Consider the following 16,224-nt stretch of genomic DNA (forward strand, 5'->3'; position numbering starts at 1 on the left):
GCGCGCGGTGCCGGGCATCACTCGGCGTCGATGCGCCTGAACCGCGGCATCCGCACGCCATCGACCTCGACCTGCTCGGCGAACATCGCGAGCGGGCGGATCCACACGCCCCGCTCGGCGTAGAGGGCGCGGTACACGACGAACCACTCCTCGGTCTCGGAGTGGCGCGCCAGTTCGAGCACCTCGTACGGATTGCCCTTGTAGTGCTCGTACCGGCCGGGCGAGACCCCCGTCGCGGGGCCGGCGACCTGAGTCTCGTGAGCCTCGCTCATGCGCGACCGCCGAGGTGGGGGAGCACCGCGGTGCCCAGCAGCTCGGCATGCTCCAGGTCGCGCAGGTCGACCGTCTGCAGGTACACGCGGTCGGCGCCGAGCTCGCGAAGGCGTTCGATCTTCTCGATCGCGGCGTCGGGCGTGCCGGCGACGTTCACGTCGGCGAACGAGTCGGGGTCGGCACCGATCGCGGCGAGGCGTCGCAGGTAGGTCGCGTCATCCGTCGCCACCACCGTGGGCAGGGCCACCGAGAGCTTCAGCGTGGCGGGATCGCGGTCGATCGCCTCGCACGCACGCCGCACGCCGTCGAACTTCTCGGCGATGACGTCCTCGCCCTGGAAGCCGATGTTGAACTCGGTCGCGAATCGCGCAGCCAGCGCGGGGGTGCGCCTGGGGCCACCGCCGCCGACGATCACCGGCACCCGGGACTGCACCGGGCGGGGGAGGGCGGGTGCGCCCTCGAGCGAGTAGTGAACACCGTGGAAGTCGAAGTCCGAGCCGTCGGGCGTCGCCCAGAGTCCCGTGACGATCGCGAGCTGCTCCTCGAGCAGGTCGAACCGCTTCTCGGGGAACGGGATGCCGTACGCGCGATGCTCCTCGGCGAACCACCCGGTGCCGAGGCCGAGCTCGGCGCGTCCGCCGGACATCGCATCGACCTGGGCGACCTGGATGGCCAGGATGCCGGGCACGCGGTACGTGACCGAGGACACGAGGGTGCCGAGGCGGATGCGGCGGGTCTCGCGTGCGAGGCCCGCGAGGGTGGTCCAGGCATCCGTCGGTCCGGGCCCGCGGTCGCCGCCGCCCATGCGCAAGTAGTGGTCGGAGCGGAACCAGCCGTCGAAGCCGAGGCGCTCGGCGGTCGAGGCGTGCGAGAGCTGCTCGTCGTAGCTCGCGCCCTGCTGGGGCTCCGTGAAGAGGCAGACCTCGAAGGGCCTGCGCGTGGTGATCTCGGTCATGCGTCCTCCGGGTCGCGGTCGTCGGATGTCGCGGCCGACGCCGCCGCGATCGTGGCCAGCACGGTCTCGTGCAGCAGTCCGTTCGTCGCCAGGGCCGAGCCGTGGGCGTGCCCCGGCGCGCCGTCGATCGAGGTGAACCGGCCGCCGGCCTCCTCGACGATCGGGACGAGGGCGGCCAGGTCGTACTCCTTCACGTCGAACTCGCCCACGATGTCGACGAGGCCCTCCGCGAGGAGCATGTACGACCACAGGTCGCCGTACGCGCGGTCGCGCCAGACCGCCTCGCCGAGGGCGAGTAGCGCGGGGAGTCGTCCGGCCTCGCGCCACTGGGCGAGGCTCTGGAAGCTGAGCGAGGCGTCGGCGAGGTCGGCGACGCCCGAGACGCGGATGCGGCGGGCAGGCGTCGCGGCCACCGAGGCGGAGCTCGCGGCATCCGGCACGTTCGTCCAGGCCCCGTGGCCGCGCGCGGCCCACCAGCGCCGGCCGAACGTCGGCATCGACGCCACGCCGACCACGGGCACGCCGTCGACCGCCAGCGACACGAGCGCACCCCAGACCGGCACGCCGCGGAGGAAGTTGGACGTGCCGTCGATCGGGTCGATGATCCACTGGCGGGGGCCCCGGTCCTCGCGGCCGTACTCCTCGCCGAGGATGCCGTCGCCGGGTCGTGCGTCCGCGAGGCGATCGCGCACGGCGCGCTCGACGGCGAGGTCGGCCTCGGTGACGAACGTGCGGTCGGGCTTGGTCGCGATCTCGAGGTCGCTCGAGCGGAAGCGGTCGAGGGCGATGCGATCGGCGAGGTCCGCGAGCTCGAGGGCGAGGGCGAGATCGTCGGTCGGCGCGGGACCTGCGAGTTCGGATGACGAAGCGGGGCCGGGGTCGGGGGGCGCGGAATCGCGAGGATCGGGGGCGACGGTCACGCGCCTCAGGCTATCGCCCGCGTCCCCGACATGCCGATTCCGACCTCGATTCGCGCAACTCGCCCTCTCCTGCTAACGTTGTCTCTCGGCCCGAGGTGATGAAAATCGCCCGGGGCCACGCACCTCTAGCTCAATTGGCAGAGCAACTGACTCTTAATCAGTGGGTTCTCGGTTCAAGTCCGAGGGGGTGCACGATCAGCCCCGAACCTCTCGCCAGGTTCGGGGCTTTTCTCATGCCGTGACTCGTCCTGAGATCAGGGGCGTGCGTGCCGAAGGTCCTTGCCGTGCACCGTGATCGCGAAGATCACCAGCACGTCGACCGCGATCACGATGATCGACCACCACGGCTGTGCCGGGATCAGGAAGAGCTGACCGATCGCGCTCAGCCCGGCGATGATGACCGCGACGACCCGCGCCCAGGTCGCGCCGGTGATCAGTGCGACGCCGACCAGCACCAGCAGGGCGCCGATGATGATGCTCCACCATCCCCAGCCGGTGAGGTCGAAGACGAACAGCGCCCCGCCGGCGACGGCGAAGTAGTAGTCGGAACCCGCCAGGGCGACGATTCCCTGCAGGATGCTGAACACGCCGTTCAGCATGAGGATGGCGGCCGCGAACGCGACCCACCCGACCCAACCGGACACCTTCACTTCGCTTGCAGCGCTCATACGTCTCTCCGTTCTGTTCGAGTGGCCGACGGACGGTGTCCGCCGGGGTCCAGGTGCCGCATCGCGGCGCTCACCGTCGACCGGCGGCCTCGGCGAGCTCGAGGATGAAGAGCGTCTGCGCCGCGATCATCCGTTCGATCTCGCCCGGATCCACCGACTCCTCTGAGGCGTGGATCCGTGACTGCGCGGTGTCCTCCGCTCCCCAGAGCACGATGGCGCCGTCGGGAGCGACCTTCTTCAGCGAGGCGACGAGGGGGATCGAGGCTCCGCTGCCGATCGACTCGACGGGAGCGCCGTAGGCGGCGCCGAGCGCATCGTTCGCCGCGATGATCGCCGGATGGTGCTCGTCGACCGCGAACGGCTGCCCGACCTTCACCTTCTCGGCCTCGACCTCGCAGTTCCAGGGCCGCTGGGCGCGGAGGTGCGCCATGAGCGCCTCGAGCTGGGCATCGCCGTCCGATCCCGGGATGATGCGCATCGACAGCTTCGCCGTGACCTCGGGCAGGAGGACGTTCGAGGCCTCCGCGGTGTTCGGCAGATCCATGCCGAGGACGGTCACGGAGGGCTTCATCCAGATCCGGTCGGAGAGCGAGCCGGTGCCCAGGAACTCGACGCCCGGCAGGATCGACGATCCGTCGCGGTAGACCTCCTCGTCCATGTCGGCGCCTCCCCAGCTGCCGCTGTCCACGCCCGGGATGACGGTGTCCCCGTGCTCGTCGTGCAGCGAATCGAGGATCCGGATCATCGCGGTCATCGCGTCGGGGGCCGCGCCGCCGAACATGCCGGAGTGCACCGGGTTCGCGAGTGTGCGCACGGTCACCGTGCAGGCGACGTCGCCGCGGAGGGCCGTCGTGAGCCCCGGCCGGCCGACGCGCTGCGGGCCGATGTCGGCGATGACGTAGGCGTCGGCGGTGAAGAGCTCCGGGTTGGCCTCGACGAACGCCTCGAGGTGGGAGATCGTCTCCTCCTCGCCCTCGACGAGGATCTTCACGTGGCAGGGCCGGTCGGGGCCGAGGAGCTTGAGCGTGCCGTAATGGATGACGAGCCCGGACTTGTCGTCGGCGGCGCCACGGCCGTAGATGCGACCGTCGTCCTTCGTGACCGGCTCGAACGGCTCGCTCGTCCACCCTTGGCTCTTCGGCGCAGGCTGCACGTCGTAGTGCGCGTAGAGCAGCACCGTTGGCGATCCCTCGGGCCCGGGGAGGTCCGCGTACACGCACGGATAGCCGTCGGGCACGTCGAGCAGGCGGACGCCGCTCGCCCCGGCGGCTTCGAACAGCTCGACCACGGCGGCGCCCATCGCGTGGACCGGCTCGGGGTCGAAGCCCGGGAAGGCGACCGAGGGGATGCGGACCAGCGCCTCGAGGCGCTCGATCACCTCGGGCATCAGGTCGGCGGCGGCGGACGTGATCTTCGTGGGGTCGGACATTTCGTGCTCCTCTGCAGCTTGCGAGCCCGCGCGCCGACGCGCGTCGAATGCGGGCGGATCAGACGGGGATGACGAGCTGGATCAGCAGGCCGGCCAGCACGACCGCGACCCACGAGACCAGCATCGGGATCGTGAACGAGTGCCAGACGGGCACCTGGGTCAGCTTCGTCGACCCGGTGAGGTCGGTCTCCACGGACGCGATCTGGGAGCCGTTCGCGGGGAACAGCCAGACGCCGATGAGCGACGGCCACATCGCCGTGATCACGCCCGGGCCGAGACCCGCGGCGAGGGCGATCGGGATCAGCGTGTTCGTGGTGGCCGACTGGCTCGTGGTGAGGCCGGCGACGAGGAACAGCGCGACCGCGAGGAGCAGCGGGTTGGATTCGATCATCGCGCCCAGCGGTTCGATGATCGTCTCCTCGTTCGCGGAGATGAACGTGTCGGCCATCCAGGCGATGCCGAACAGCGCCACGGCCGCGACGAAGCCGGCCTTGAGCAACGGCTGCTCGACGACCTTGGCCGGCTTGACCTTGCGCACCAGGATGATCACGAGCGCCACGGTGAACATGATCATCTCGATGACGGTCGACATCCCGATCGGCACGACCTCGCCCTCGTCGTCGGGGAACGCGGGTCGCAGACCGGGGAACAGCCCGAAGAGGACGATGAGCAGGGTTCCCGAGACGAAGATCCAGGCGGCGGTCGCGCCACCCTCGGGGACGGGATGCTGGATGGGCTCGGCGGCGGCCGGGGCTGCCCTGCGGGTGCCGCTGCCATCGACCTCGGTCGTTCCGGCGGTGGTGGTCCCGCCGGTCGCCGTCGTGCCGCCCGCGACCGCGCCGAAACGCGCGTCGTAGCGTTCGCGGAGGGCGGCGGGTACCTCGACCGTGCCGGCTTCGACCTTCGCCAGGTAGACCGGGTCGTCGAGCAGGTCCTTCCCGATCCGCTGCTGCACGAAGGAGGTCACGACGCATGCGACGAGGGCCGCCGGCACCGTGATCAGCAGGATCTGCGGCAGTCCGAATCCGGTGCCGTCCATGAGGACCAGGTACGCCGCCATCGCGGCGGACACGGGGCTCGCCGTGATCCCCAGGCCGGAGGTCACGGTCGAGGCGGCCAAGGCCCGTTCGGGACGCTGCCCATTGCGGTAGGAGGTCTCGTAGATGACCGGGATCAGGGCGAAGAAGATGTTCGACGTGCCCGACAGGACGGTGAAGACGAAGGCGACGACCGGGGCCACGTAGGTGAGGCGCTTCGGGTTGCGCTGGATGATCCTCGATGCGATCGAGACCAGGTAGTCGATGCCGCCCGCGGCCTGCATCGCCGAGGACGCCGTGATCACGGCGATGATGATGAAGAAGGCGTCGATGGGGATCGCGCCCGGTGGCAACTGGAAGCCGAACACGAGGATCACGGTGCCGACCACGCCCCAGAGCCCCAGCCCCAGGCCGCCGGTGCGAACGCCCATCGCGATCGCACCGATGACGACGGCTCCCTGCAGGACGACCAATGCGATGTCCATCGCAACCCCCCAGCTACGCGCAGACCCACTCGACCGCCGCCATTGGCGATGGCTGAACTGTACTGCCGCAAGGGATTGACACACAACGGCACGCCGGGCTATCACGGCCGGAGCAGCGTGCACGTGGCATCCGCTGCGCGTGAGGAGGGTGACCGGGTGATCCGGATCGGCACGTCGGGGTGGAGTTACGCCAGCTGGAGAGGTGTGTTCTACCAGCCAGGCCTGCCGCAGGGCCAGTGGCTCGCGCGGTATGCGGAGGAGTTCGACACGGTCGAGTTGAACGCGAGCTTCTACCGATGGCCCGGCGACGCGGGCTTCCGGCGGTGGCACGATCGCCTGCCGCCGGGCTTCGCCCTGACGGTGAAGGCGCCGAGGGGGCTCACCCACGCGAAGCGCCTGGCCGACCCCGAGGCCTGGCTGCAGCGCATCAGCCGCGCCTGGGAACAGCTCGGCGATCGCCACGGCATCCTGTTGCTGCAGCTCCCGCCCGGCTTCGAGCGCGATGACGATCGCCTGGAGGACTTCCTGCGGCAGCTCCCGCGCGACGTCTCGGCGGCGGTGGAGTTCCGGCATCCCTCATGGCAGGACGAGGCCGTGTTCGCGATCCTCGAGGCGCACGGCGCCGCATACTGCGTGATGGACGGCGCCGGCCTGCCGACGATTCCGCGGGCCACCGCCGAGGTCGTCTACGTGCGGTTCCACGGGCCGGACCCCGACCGCCTGTACGTCGGGTCGTACTCCGATGACGCGCTCGAACGGTGGGCCGGGCAGTTGCGCGAGTGGGAGGCCGAGGGCCGGCGGGTGTACGCGTACTTCAACAACGACGAGCACGGGTACGCCGTGCTGAACGCGAGGAGGCTGCGCGAGCTCGTCGAATCGTGAGGCTTCGATGCTCGCACCGCCGCGCGGCGGGCGGCCTCAGTCGTTGCCGAGCGCGGCGAGTACGCGCGGCGCCGCGCCGCCGAGGTTCCAGGTCTCCGCGAAGCGTTCGAACTCGGCACGATGCTCGTCATCGAGCGGCACGATCGACGCGTCGAAGGGGGCGAATTCGAGGTCGCGCACGACCTCGACCACCTTCGGCGCGACGTCGAGGTAGGCGGCGGCATCGGCGATGCGTGCGCGCATCGTCGCCGAGAGCGGCACGGACGGATCGGCGGCCGCGGCCCGGATGCCGTCGAGGTCGACGAAGTCGCGCAGCAGGTTCGCGGCGGTCTTCTCGCCGATGCCCTTGACACCGGGGAGGCCGTCGGAGGCGTCGCCGCGGAGCGCGGCGAAGTCGGCGTACTGCTGGGGCAGCACGCCGTACCTGCCGACGACGGATGCATCGGTGAGCACCTCGAGCTTGCTCATGCCCCTGGCCGTGTAGATCACGCGCACGCCGCGCGCGTCGTCGACCAGCTGGAACAGGTCGCGGTCGCCGGTCACCACGTCGACGGGCACCGTGGCCTGGGTCGCGAGGCTCCCGATCACGTCGTCGGCCTCGTGCCGTGCAGCCCCCACGATCGGGATGCCGAGGATGCCCAGGACCTCGCGGATGAGCGGGACCTGGACTACGAGCGGATCGGGCGTCTCCTCGACGTCGGGTCCGGAGGCGACGACCTCGACGACGCGGTGCGCCTTGTAGCTCGGGATGAGCTCCACGCGCCATTCGGGACGCCAGTCGTCGTCCCAGCAGGCGACGAGCTGCGTCGGCTCGTAGTCGGTGACCAGGCGCGAGATGATGTCGAGCAGGCCCCGGACGGCGTTCACGGGCGTGCCGTCGGCGGCCTTCAGCGAGTCGGGCACCCCGTAGAAGGCGCGGAAGTAGAGCGAGGCGGTGTCGAGGAGCATCAGGCGTTCGGTCACACCGCGATCCTGTCACGGACCCACGACCCGCACGAGGGTCGGGAGCGGCTCAGGCGCCGGGGAACAGGTCGAACCCGATCAGGCGGAGGCTCTCGTACGCGAAGTTGGCGAAGCAGTAGAGGCCGAGCACCGCTCCCAGCGCGGCCTCCCGATGGGAACCGGTGTCCCCGAGCAGCGGCAGCGACACGTGACCGCTCGCCAGCCAGAGCCGGTTCAGCACGGGCGTGTCGCGAAGCCTCTCCGGCGGCCGCAGCACCTGCGGCCAGAGGACGCCCGGCACGCCGCCGGTGGTGAGGAAGTCGCCGGCGAGGTGCGCGACGAATCCGATCGTGACCGCGAGCGGGAACCAGGCGACCTGCTCCGGCGCGAAGACGACGATCGCCGCCCCCGCTGCCGCGCCGAGGGCCCAGGCCGCGGGCCATGAGCGCACGAAGTCGCGCGCCTTCAGGCCGAAGCAGACGAGCACGGCGGTGCCGACGCCGGCCCCCGCCGCGATGCTGCTCGTGTCGTCGATCGCGACGGTGATCAGGGTGAGCGCCCATGCGGCCACGGCGACGAGCACCACGGCGATCGCGGAGTGCGCGCCCTGGCGGTGGCCGCCCGACAGGGTGCCGATCGTGCGCGCGACGAGCCGGCCGACCAGCGGCACGGAGTGCGCGATGGTCGCACTGTGGTGATCGGCATCGGGAAGCAGGGCGGCACCGGCGGCCACGGCCGTACCGGCGAGGACTCCGATGGGGTCGAGCGGGTAGACGCCCAGGCCGAGCACGGGCATCGTGCTCGTGACGGCGATCCACGCGGCGGCGCCGCTCGTGGCGTGGGTGATGCCCATCATGGTGTCGCGTACTCCCGGTCGGCGCGGTGCTCGGCCGATCGGCCGTCGACCAGTCTGCCGGGCGCCGCCGACATCGACGAACGCGGGCCGCCGCAGCGGGCGGCGTCGTTCAGTCGTCGAAGCCGCGTGCCGTCAGCGCCTCGCCGAGGTGCTCGGCCGTGCGCAGCGCACGCACGATGACGGGGACGGCGAGGGCGAGGAGCGATCCCTCGGCACCGCGCGCCTTCCGTGCCTCCATGACCTCGCGCACGAGGTCGGCGAGCAGCGGCACGCACCGGATCGTGAGCGCGAGCGCGAGGCCCACCCGGTCGGCGTCGATCCAGCGCCGGAACGGGCGGAGCAGCACCTGCATCGCATCGAGCGTCGCGCTGACCGGCGTCGTGAGCGTGTAGAGCGCGGCCAGCGCGACGGCGATCAGCAGGCGCACGGCCATCACGGCGGCCGCCTCCCAGCCGCCGAAGAGGACCTGCAGGGGCACGGCGAACGCCAGGACCCAGAGGATCGGCACGACCTGCCGGAGCGCCACGCGAACCGGGACCCGCGCTGCGGCGAACAGCAGGACGACGAGGGCGGATGTCGCAGCCAGCCACGCGAGCGAGCCGATGAACGCCGTGGCGGTCACGACTACCGCGAGCAACGCGAGCTTCACCAGGGCCGGCGTGCGGTGCACGAGGGAGGTGCCCGGGTGGAGGACGCCGATCATGTGCGGACCCTCACGCGATCAGCGCCCGGTACGCCTCGAGGGCGATACCCGGAACGTCGTCGGCGACGACGCGCCCGCCCTCCATGACGATCACGCGGTCGAAGTCCTCGAGCAGCTCCAGGTGATGGCTGACCACGATGAGCCGCTCGTCGAGCGCCTCGAAGGTCGCGGCGATGCGCCGGGCGTTCCTGGCGTCGAGGAGGGTCGTCGGCTCGTCCGCGACGACGATCGCCGGCTCGGCGACGAGCACCGCGGCGATGGCCAGCAGCTGCTTCTGGCCGCCGGAGAGTCGGTGGGCCGGGCGATCGGCGAGGTCGGTGAGGCCGAAGCGCTCGAGGACCGCGTCGACGCGGGCCGCGGCATCCGCCTTCTCGAGCCGGTGTCGGCGAAGCGTGAACGCGACGTCCTCGCGCACCGTGGGCATGACGATCTGGTTGTCGGCGTTCGTGAACACGAAGCCGACTCGGCGTCGCACCTCACGCCCGCGGCGCGACACGTCGAGGCCGTCGACGACGACGCGCCCGACCGTCGGAGTGACGAGCCCGTTGATCATGCGCGCGAGGGTGGACTTGCCGGAGCCGTTGGCGCCCACGATGCCCACCCGTCGTTCGCGCAGGACGAGCGACACGTCCTCGAGCACGCGCTCGTCGCCGAAGTCGTGGCTCACGCCCTCGAAGACGATCTCGCCCATCGCCGTGCCGGCCGCGCTCATGCGACTCGCTCCACGATGATCGCCACGCCCTGGCCGCCGCCGATCGAGCACGCCGCGAGTCCGGGACGCGGGTCGTCCGAGGCGGTCATGCGCGCGGCGAGCCTGACGAGCAGCACCGCGCCGGATGCCCCCCACGGATGGCCGAGGGCGATGGCGCCGCCGTCGGCGCTGACGAGGTCCTCGTCGAGTCCGAGGTCGTCGACGACGGCGAGGACCTGGGCGGCGAAGGCTTCGGTGATCTCGACGAAGCCGAGGTCGCGGGCGGAGAGCCCCGCGCGGGCGAGTGCCGCCCGTGCCGCGGGTGCCGCGCCGAGGCCCGGGAGTGCGGGATCGGTGCCCGCGAGCGCGGAGGCGCGGACGCGAAGCGCCGGGAGCCCGAGTTCGCGCGCGATCCGCCCGGTCGTCACGGCCATGGCCGCTGCGCCGTCGGAGAACCCGCACGAGTTGCCGGCGGTCACGGTCGCATCGTCGCGCGCGGAGAACGCCGGCTCGAACCGCGCGAGCCGAGCCGCATCCATGCCGGCCCGGGGGCGGTCGTCGCGGTGGACGCCGTCGACGGCCACGATCTCGCCGTCGAATCTGCCCGCATCGCGAGCGGATGCCGCGAGCCGATGCGAGCGCGCGGCCCAGGCGTCCTGGCGCACCCTCGTGATGCCCGTCACGGCCGCGAGCGCGTCGGCGGCCGGGCCCATGTCGGGGTCGGGCAGCCCGGGCGGCGCGAACGGGGCGCGCGCGTACCGCTCACCGGTGCCGGGCCAGAGGCGATGGGGCGCCGTGGAGGCGGACTCGGCGCCGCCGGCGAGCACCAGCCGGGCATCGCCGGCGCGGACGCGCGATGCCGCCTGCATCACGGCGTCCAGGCCCGATCCGCACTGGCGGTCGACCGTGACACCGGGAACCTCCGCGCCGAGGCCGGCCCGGAGCGCGCTCACCCGCGCGACATCCCCGCCCGGACCCATGCAGTTGCCGAGCACCACGTCGTCGATCGCGACGCCGGCCGGTGCGACGAGGCGGGCGACGTCGGCCAGGACCGGGGCCGCCAGCGCGTCGACCGTGTGCGCGGCGAAGCCCCTGCCCGCCGTGCCGATCGCCGTGCGGCGTGCGGCGACGATCACGGGACCCTCATCGTGCGCTGCCTCCGTCATGCGTCGCCTCCCGAGGCCATGACGCGGGCGGATGCCTCGAGCCGGCCTTCGTCGACGGCACGCCGCAACTCGCCACGGGCGACCTTGCCCGAGGTCGTCTGCGGCACCGGGGCCACGTACCAGCGCCGGGGGAGCTCGGCCGGCGTGAGGCGGGACCTCGCGGCTGCGGCGACCTCGTCGACGGAGGTCCCGTCGGCGAGCTCGACGACGGCGGCGACGCGCTCGCCGAGGAGGTCGTGGGGCTCGCCGACCACGCCCGCGGCGAGGACGCCGGGCAGTTCCAGGATGCGCGCCTCGACCTGCTCGGCGAGCACGGTGGCGCCCGCGGTCGTGATCGCCGCGTCGCCCCGGCCGAGCACGCGCCATCCGCCGGCGCCCGAGGGCTCGACCAGGTCGCCGACCGTCGCGAAGCCGCGCTCGTCGCGTCGCAGCATCCCACCGCCGACGACGCCGAGCGCGAGGTACGGCGACCTCGCCCAGAGCTCGCCGGCGGAATCGCCCGTCGCTGCGCCGGCGCGACGCACGTCGATCTCGACGCCGGGGAACGGGCGCAGGTCGCCGTCGCGGCCGCCGAGCACGAACGACAACTCGGCGGCACCGTAGTACTCGGTCAGGCGGATGCCGCGGCCTCCGGCACGTTCGCGCAGCTCGGGGGAGAGCGCCGCACCCGCGACGACGACCGATGGCGGGCAGTCCCGGTTCCCGAGCAGGCGCGCGAGCCTCGTCGGCGTCGCGTGCGCGACGGTGGCGCCGGAGAGGCCGTCCGTCGCGGTCGCGCCGAGCCGCAGCGCGTGCAGCACCGCGTAGAGGTGCATCGACACGTGCAGCGGACCGGTCGCCGCGACGCGGTCACCGCATCCGATGCCGGCGAGCTCCGACAGGGCGTCGGCGGAGGCGAGCCAGGACTCGTTCGTCCGTGCGACGACGCGAGGGGCGCCGCCGGAGGAGCCCGACGTCAGCAGCGCGAGCTCGGTGCCCGCCGGAAGCTCCCCGGCCAGCCGGTCGGCGTGGTCCGACGTTCCGCCCACGAGCACCGGGCGCCGCCGGTCGAGCGCAGCGAGCACTCGGACGACGAGGGCCGACGCCTCGAGGTCGGGCGGGCACGCGACCAGGCCGTCGCCGGGGGGGAGCTCGGCGGAGGACGCCGCAGCGGAGAGCTCGGCGTAGCGCATCGCGTCGCCCCCGAAGTCGAGGGCGACGTCGCGCGGCGAACCGCCCAGCCAGTCGCTCATGCCGATGCGTCGACCGCCTTGCGGCGCGCCCACGGCCACGCCTTCGGCTCGATGAGGCCGGGCCAGGCGCGATGCACACCCTTCGCCACGAGCACCGTGACGACGACCTTCACCAGGTCGCCAGGCAGGAAGACGAGTGAGGCGGTCGCGGCGGCACCGAGCGGGGTCCCGGTGATGGCGGCGAACACCGGCACGCCGATGAGGTAGACGGCCACGATGCCGCCGAGCGCCGTCCAGAGGAGGGCGGGCAGGATCCGGTACCTCGGAAGGAGCCTCGCGGTCGCCCAACCGATGACCGCCGCGCCCAGCAGCCAGCCGAGCAGGTAGCCCACCGACGGGGCGACGAACACGCCGAGCCCGCCGCGACCGCCCGACAGCAGGGGCAGGCCCGCCGCGACGAGGGCGATGAGCAGGAGCACGGCGAGGAACCCCTTGCGCGCACCGAGGATCGCGCCGGCGAGCATGACCCCGAGGGTCTGGAAGGTGATCGGCACGGCGGTTCCGCCGAGGTAGAGCGCGCCGGGCAGGCCCAGCGCCGCGATGAGGGCGGCGAAGACGGCGATCTGGGCGAGGTCGGTCGCGGTGCTGCGACGCCTCGGGCGTGCGGTCTCGGGGGCGGCCCCAGTGGGGCCGGTGGTGCTCTCGGTGGCGGTCATCGGTGCCCCTCGGATCATGACGGTGTCGAGCCGGACGGCTCATCCATCACGCTACGAAAGGCGCGCCCCGCCCCGCTCGGATCGCGGTACAAGAAACCGCACGCGATTTTGGACGAGCGCGTTCGAGGCCGAGCGCTCGGCTCGACGACCTCAGGCCGCGCGAGCCTCGAACTCGTGCTCGGCGTAGATCGGCGTCTCGTGCTGCGCCTCGGTTGCGACATCCGTCGTGTGCTCCTCGGCGGCGGGCTCGGCCCAGACCACGAGGGGAGCGGGCTCCCAGCTCAGGGCGAGCGGCTCGGCCTCGGCCGGCACGACGACGGCGACGGCGTCGCGTTCATCGAGCACGGCCCGGGTCAGCTCGGCGGAGATCTGATGCGTGATGACCGCGTCGAAGATGCGATCGGTGTCGCCCTCGGCGCGGCGCACGAGCGACCACGAGCCGTTGGGGCCGATGAACTCCGACAGCTTCGCGTTCAGGAGCTCGAAGAGGTGTTCGCCGCGCAGGTCGGCCGCGGTGGGGCGCGGCGGCTTGGCGGCGGCATGCGCCGAGGCCTGTGCGGCAAGCCTCGCTCTGCGCCAACGGCGGAACATCGGTGGCCCCTCTCCTGGAATCCGGATCGCACGGTTCGGGCCGTGCGAACTGCATCCAGTCTCAGCCCAAGGGGCGCGGGATGCCGGTGAACACGCCGGGAACGGCGGACTTCCCGATGCTAGCGGGTGCTCAGTCCATCAACTCGCCGTCGCGGGCGTCCTCGGCGACCGTGCCGATGGCGATCGCGAGGGTCGCGGCCCACGAGACCCACATGAGCAGCAGCCGCCAGTCGCGCGGACCCGAGGCGGTGGCTCGCACCACGCCCACTCCGCTGATGATCGCACCGAGGACTGCTCCGCTGAAGAGGTACTTGCGCATGCCCGCCACGCTACCGTCCGCCGGGCGCCCGGCGCGAGCCATCCGCCGCCCCTTGACAGCAGCGCGAATTATAGGCACGGATGCCGCAGCCCGCGGTTCGCGTCGCGCCACTGTTAGCCTGAAATCCGAACGCGAGAAGGGACTCCCGTCGCATGAACCCCGTTCACCAGGACCCCGACGACCTGTACGTCGACCACGCCTACGACATGATCGTGGTCTCGAACCGGCTTCCGGTCGACTACGAGGAGCAGCCCGATGGCGGCATCGGCTGGAAGAGCTCGCCCGGGGGACTGGTCACCGCGCTCGAGCCCGTCATGCGCGCCGCCGACGGGGCCTGGATCGGCTGGGCGGGCGTCGCCGACCGCGAGTTCGACCCGTTCGAGCACGACGGCATCTCGATCATCCCCGTGCCGCTCAGCGAATCGGAGCTCGAGGAGTACTACGAGGGCTTCTCCAACGACACGCTGTGGCCGCTCTACCATGACGTGATCGCGCCGCCGTCCTTCCACCGCGAATGGTGGGACGCGTACGTTCGCGTCAACCGCCGGTTCGCCGAGGCGGCGGCACGGGCGGCATCCGACGGCGCCGTGGTCTGGGTGCAGGACTACCAGCTCCAGCTCGTGCCCAAGATGCTGCGCGAGTCCCGGCCCGACCTCGTCATCGGCTTCTTCAACCACATTCCCTTCCCGGCATACGGCATCTACTCGCAGCTGCCGTGGCGGCGCCAGGTCATCGACGGGCTCCTCGGCGCCGACGTCATCGGCTTCCAGCGCGTGGCCGACGCCGGCAACTTCTCCCGGGCGGTGCGACGCCTCTTCGGCTACCGCACGCACGGCACCGTCATCGACGTGCCCGACACGGATGCCACGTCGAACGAGGGCGACGTGCGCCGCGTGGTCGCACGCGCCTTCCCGATCTCGATCGACGCCGCCGGCTTCGAGGAGATGGCCCGCCGCCCCGAGGTGCAACGGCGCGCGGCGGAGATCCGGGAGAGCCTCGGCAACCCCGAGACGATCATCCTCGGGGTCGACCGCCTCGACTACACCAAGGGCATCCGGCACCGCATGAAGGCGTTCGGCGAACTGCTGCGCGACGGCCGCCTGAACGTCGAGGACGTGACGCTCGTGCAGGTCGCGAGTCCGTCGCGCGAGCGGGTGGAGACCTACCGGCAGCTGCGCGACGAGATCGAGCTCACCGTCGGACGCCTGAACGGCGACTACGCGACGCTCGGCCACCAGGCCATCGCCTACCTCCACCACGGCTACCCGCGCGACGAGATGGTCGCGCTGTACCTCGCCGCGGACGTGATGCTCGTCACCGCCCTCCGCGACGGCATGAACCTCGTCGCGAAGGAGTACGTCGCGTGCCGTTTCGACGGCGACGGCGTGCTCGTGCTGAGCGAGTTCGCCGGGGCCTCCGACGAATTGCGCCAGGCCGTACTCGTGAACCCTCACGACATCGAGGGGTTGAAGGACGCGATCGTCGAGGCGGTGCGGATGCCGCGGCGCGAGCGCACGAGACGCATGCGAGCCCTCCGACGACGCGTGATCGACAACGACGTGGCGAAGTGGTCCGCGAGCTTCCTCGAGACCCTGACCGGCGCCGGCATCATCACCGCGGGCGTCACCGAACCCCTCCAGCGCGCGATCGAGGAGCTCGCCGAGACCGAACGGCTCCTCGTCGCGCTCGACTTCGACGGCACCCTGGCCCCGCTCGTCGACCAGCCCGACGAGGCGCGGGCGACCGAGCGGGCCCGAGCGGCGATGGCGCGACTCGTCGCCGCGCCCGACACTCGCCTCGCCCTCGTCTCCGGGCGTGCCCTCGACAGCCTCGGGCATGTCGCCGAACCCGGCGAGGGCGTGCTGCTCAGCGGCTCGCACGGCGTCGAGCTGAAGCTCGACACGGGCGCCATCACGCTCGACCTCCGCGACGCCGAGTTGCTGAAGCTCGACCAGCTCACCCGGATCCTTGAGCAGGTCGCGGCGGAGACGCCCGGCTCCCGGCTCGAGCACAAGCCCGCCGGTCTGGCTCTCCACACGCGCGGGCTCTCCTCCAGCGCCGCTGCAGCCATGCAACTCCTGGCGCGCGAGCGCGTCGCCGCCGAGCTCGGCGGCGTGACCGTGCGGATGGGCAAGTCGGTCATCGAGTTCGCCGTCCGGTCGACCGACAAGGGGGAGTCCTTCATCCGCCTCCGCCAGCACGCCCGGGCGACCGCGGCGATCTACGTGGGCGATGACGTGACCGACGAGGACGCCTTCGCCTCGCTCGACGAGGGCGACATCGGCGTCAAGGTCGGCCAGGGCAAGTCGATCGCGCCGTACCGCGTGCGCAACCCCGACGACGTCGCCGAGCTGCTCGAGCGCCTCGCCACCGCACGGGAGGCGGCGGCCGAAGGGGCCTCGCGCTGGCAATAGACTCT

17 protein-coding genes and 1 tRNA gene are annotated in these 16,224 nt (G+C 72.0%); 3 read left to right on the forward strand and 15 right to left on the reverse strand.

Translation table 11 applies throughout. From position 1 onward, the window contains the following. Positions 1 to 17 precede the first annotated feature (17 nt). Genes GQQ95_RS15985 through GQQ95_RS15995 form a run of 3 tightly spaced genes read right to left on the reverse strand, consistent with a single transcriptional unit; the run spans position 18 to position 2,148 of the window. Positions 18 to 272 carry a DUF1653 domain-containing protein gene (locus tag GQQ95_RS15985; protein WP_157428614.1) on the reverse strand — a complete coding sequence of 85 codons (255 nt, stop codon included), beginning with the start codon at positions 270 to 272 and terminating at the stop codon, positions 18 to 20. Further along, positions 269 to 1,228: an LLM class F420-dependent oxidoreductase gene (locus GQQ95_RS15990; protein WP_157428615.1), complete on the reverse strand. Its 960-nt coding sequence runs from the start codon at positions 1,226 to 1,228 to the stop codon at positions 269 to 271. Before GQQ95_RS15990 ends, GQQ95_RS15985 begins: the two co-directional genes overlap by 4 nt. After that, a complete protein-coding gene (locus GQQ95_RS15995; protein ID WP_157428616.1) occupies positions 1,225 to 2,148 on the reverse strand; it encodes an inositol monophosphatase family protein in 924 nt (307 codons plus the stop codon). Before GQQ95_RS15995 ends, GQQ95_RS15990 begins: the two co-directional genes overlap by 4 nt. A 119-nt stretch (positions 2,149 to 2,267) precedes the next feature. Here GQQ95_RS15995 and GQQ95_RS16000 point away from each other — a divergent pair. Further along, positions 2,268 to 2,340: transfer RNA gene (locus tag GQQ95_RS16000), tRNA-Lys, on the forward strand. A gap of 62 nt (positions 2,341 to 2,402) precedes the next feature. Here GQQ95_RS16000 and GQQ95_RS16005 read toward each other — a convergent pair. The 3 genes from GQQ95_RS16005 to GQQ95_RS16015 all read right to left on the reverse strand — a co-directional run bounded on the left by GQQ95_RS16005 (position 2,403) and on the right by GQQ95_RS16015 (position 5,767). Continuing rightward, positions 2,403 to 2,816 (reverse strand): DUF7144 family membrane protein, encoded by a 414-nt coding sequence (locus GQQ95_RS16005; RefSeq protein WP_157428617.1) that lies wholly within the window; start codon positions 2,814 to 2,816, stop codon positions 2,403 to 2,405. 70 nt (positions 2,817 to 2,886) lie between these two features. Beyond that, on the reverse strand, positions 2,887 to 4,245 hold the full coding sequence (locus GQQ95_RS16010) for a M20/M25/M40 family metallo-hydrolase (RefSeq protein ID WP_157428618.1): 1,359 nt from the start codon (positions 4,243 to 4,245) through the stop codon (positions 2,887 to 2,889). A gap of 58 nt (positions 4,246 to 4,303) precedes the next feature. Further along, positions 4,304 to 5,767 (reverse strand): SLC13 family permease, encoded by a 1,464-nt coding sequence (locus GQQ95_RS16015; protein ID WP_157428619.1) that lies wholly within the window; start codon positions 5,765 to 5,767, stop codon positions 4,304 to 4,306. 48 nt (positions 5,768 to 5,815) lie between these two features. On the opposite strand from GQQ95_RS16015, the gene GQQ95_RS16020 reads away from it, so the two are divergent. Further along, positions 5,816 to 6,649 (forward strand): DUF72 domain-containing protein, encoded by an 834-nt coding sequence (locus GQQ95_RS16020; RefSeq protein WP_157428620.1) that lies wholly within the window; start codon positions 5,816 to 5,818, stop codon positions 6,647 to 6,649. A 36-nt stretch (positions 6,650 to 6,685) separates the two neighbouring features. On the opposite strand, the gene GQQ95_RS16025 is transcribed toward GQQ95_RS16020, so the two are convergent. From GQQ95_RS16025 to GQQ95_RS16065, 9 genes are all read right to left on the reverse strand, one after another. Further along, positions 6,686 to 7,612 carry a 5'-3' exonuclease gene (locus GQQ95_RS16025; protein ID WP_157428621.1) on the reverse strand — a complete coding sequence of 309 codons (927 nt, stop codon included), beginning with the start codon at positions 7,610 to 7,612 and terminating at the stop codon, positions 6,686 to 6,688. 49 nt (positions 7,613 to 7,661) lie between these two features. Then, a complete protein-coding gene (locus GQQ95_RS16030) occupies positions 7,662 to 8,447 on the reverse strand; it encodes a metal-dependent hydrolase (RefSeq protein WP_157428622.1) in 786 nt (261 codons plus the stop codon). A 109-nt stretch (positions 8,448 to 8,556) separates the two neighbouring features. Then, positions 8,557 to 9,150, reverse strand: a complete 594-nt coding sequence (locus GQQ95_RS16035) for an energy-coupling factor transporter transmembrane component T family protein (RefSeq protein WP_157428623.1) — start codon at positions 9,148 to 9,150, stop codon at positions 8,557 to 8,559. 10 nt (positions 9,151 to 9,160) lie between these two features. Beyond that, complete coding sequence (locus GQQ95_RS16040; RefSeq protein WP_246205622.1) at positions 9,161 to 9,862, reverse strand: energy-coupling factor ABC transporter ATP-binding protein; 702 nt, start codon at positions 9,860 to 9,862, stop codon at positions 9,161 to 9,163. Further along, a complete protein-coding gene (locus tag GQQ95_RS16045; protein WP_157428624.1) occupies positions 9,859 to 11,007 on the reverse strand; it encodes a thiolase family protein in 1,149 nt (382 codons plus the stop codon). The genes GQQ95_RS16040 and GQQ95_RS16045 overlap by 4 nt, the downstream gene beginning before the upstream one ends. Then, positions 11,004 to 12,239, reverse strand: a complete 1,236-nt coding sequence (locus GQQ95_RS16050) for an ANL family adenylate-forming protein (RefSeq protein WP_157428625.1) — start codon at positions 12,237 to 12,239, stop codon at positions 11,004 to 11,006. The genes GQQ95_RS16045 and GQQ95_RS16050 overlap by 4 nt, the downstream gene beginning before the upstream one ends. Further along, positions 12,236 to 12,895 carry a biotin transporter BioY gene (locus GQQ95_RS16055; RefSeq protein ID WP_157428626.1) on the reverse strand — a complete coding sequence of 220 codons (660 nt, stop codon included), beginning with the start codon at positions 12,893 to 12,895 and terminating at the stop codon, positions 12,236 to 12,238. Before GQQ95_RS16055 ends, GQQ95_RS16050 begins: the two co-directional genes overlap by 4 nt. A 150-nt stretch (positions 12,896 to 13,045) precedes the next feature. Beyond that, complete coding sequence (locus GQQ95_RS16060; protein ID WP_157428627.1) at positions 13,046 to 13,486, reverse strand: hypothetical protein; 441 nt, start codon at positions 13,484 to 13,486, stop codon at positions 13,046 to 13,048. A gap of 130 nt (positions 13,487 to 13,616) precedes the next feature. Further along, entirely contained in the window at positions 13,617 to 13,805 is a 189-nt protein-coding gene (locus GQQ95_RS16065; RefSeq protein ID WP_157428628.1) for a hypothetical protein, read from the reverse strand. 152 nt (positions 13,806 to 13,957) lie between these two features. On the opposite strand from GQQ95_RS16065, the gene GQQ95_RS16070 reads away from it, so the two are divergent. Beyond that, positions 13,958 to 16,219 carry a bifunctional alpha,alpha-trehalose-phosphate synthase (UDP-forming)/trehalose-phosphatase gene (locus tag GQQ95_RS16070; protein ID WP_212275517.1) on the forward strand — a complete coding sequence of 754 codons (2,262 nt, stop codon included), beginning with the start codon at positions 13,958 to 13,960 and terminating at the stop codon, positions 16,217 to 16,219. Positions 16,220 to 16,224: the final 5 nt, after the last annotated feature.

This window comes from Agromyces salentinus, from assembly GCF_009749395.1.
Lineage (GTDB): Bacteria > Actinomycetota > Actinomycetes > Actinomycetales > Microbacteriaceae > Agromyces > Agromyces salentinus.

What these genes read in the sequence shown, in the direction of transcription:
- GQQ95_RS16055 (WP_157428626.1), bottom strand. Translation starts at nt 12,895, where the DNA reads ATGACCGCCACCGAGAGCACCACCGGCCCCACTGGGGCCGCCCCCGAG.
- GQQ95_RS16060 (WP_157428627.1), bottom strand. Translation starts at nt 13,486, where the DNA reads ATGTTCCGCCGTTGGCGCAGAGCGAGGCTTGCCGCACAGGCCTCGGCG.
- GQQ95_RS15985 (WP_157428614.1), bottom strand. Translation starts at nt 272, where the DNA reads ATGAGCGAGGCTCACGAGACTCAGGTCGCCGGCCCCGCGACGGGGGTC.
- GQQ95_RS16050 (WP_157428625.1), bottom strand. Translation starts at nt 12,239, where the DNA reads ATGAGCGACTGGCTGGGCGGTTCGCCGCGCGACGTCGCCCTCGACTTC.
- GQQ95_RS16040 (WP_246205622.1), bottom strand. Translation starts at nt 9,862, where the DNA reads ATGAGCGCGGCCGGCACGGCGATGGGCGAGATCGTCTTCGAGGGCGTG.
- GQQ95_RS16070 (WP_212275517.1), top strand. Translation starts at nt 13,958, where the DNA reads ATGAACCCCGTTCACCAGGACCCCGACGACCTGTACGTCGACCACGCC.
- GQQ95_RS16010 (WP_157428618.1), bottom strand. Translation starts at nt 4,245, where the DNA reads ATGTCCGACCCCACGAAGATCACGTCCGCCGCCGCCGACCTGATGCCC.
- GQQ95_RS16005 (WP_157428617.1), bottom strand. Translation starts at nt 2,816, where the DNA reads ATGAGCGCTGCAAGCGAAGTGAAGGTGTCCGGTTGGGTCGGGTGGGTC.
- GQQ95_RS15990 (WP_157428615.1), bottom strand. Translation starts at nt 1,228, where the DNA reads ATGACCGAGATCACCACGCGCAGGCCCTTCGAGGTCTGCCTCTTCACG.
- GQQ95_RS16020 (WP_157428620.1), top strand. Translation starts at nt 5,816, where the DNA reads ATGGCTGAACTGTACTGCCGCAAGGGATTGACACACAACGGCACGCCG.
- GQQ95_RS16035 (WP_157428623.1), bottom strand. Translation starts at nt 9,150, where the DNA reads ATGATCGGCGTCCTCCACCCGGGCACCTCCCTCGTGCACCGCACGCCG.
- GQQ95_RS16045 (WP_157428624.1), bottom strand. Translation starts at nt 11,007, where the DNA reads ATGACGGAGGCAGCGCACGATGAGGGTCCCGTGATCGTCGCCGCACGC.
- GQQ95_RS16015 (WP_157428619.1), bottom strand. Translation starts at nt 5,767, where the DNA reads ATGGACATCGCATTGGTCGTCCTGCAGGGAGCCGTCGTCATCGGTGCG.
- GQQ95_RS16030 (WP_157428622.1), bottom strand. Translation starts at nt 8,447, where the DNA reads ATGATGGGCATCACCCACGCCACGAGCGGCGCCGCCGCGTGGATCGCC.
- GQQ95_RS16065 (WP_157428628.1), bottom strand. Translation starts at nt 13,805, where the DNA reads ATGCGCAAGTACCTCTTCAGCGGAGCAGTCCTCGGTGCGATCATCAGC.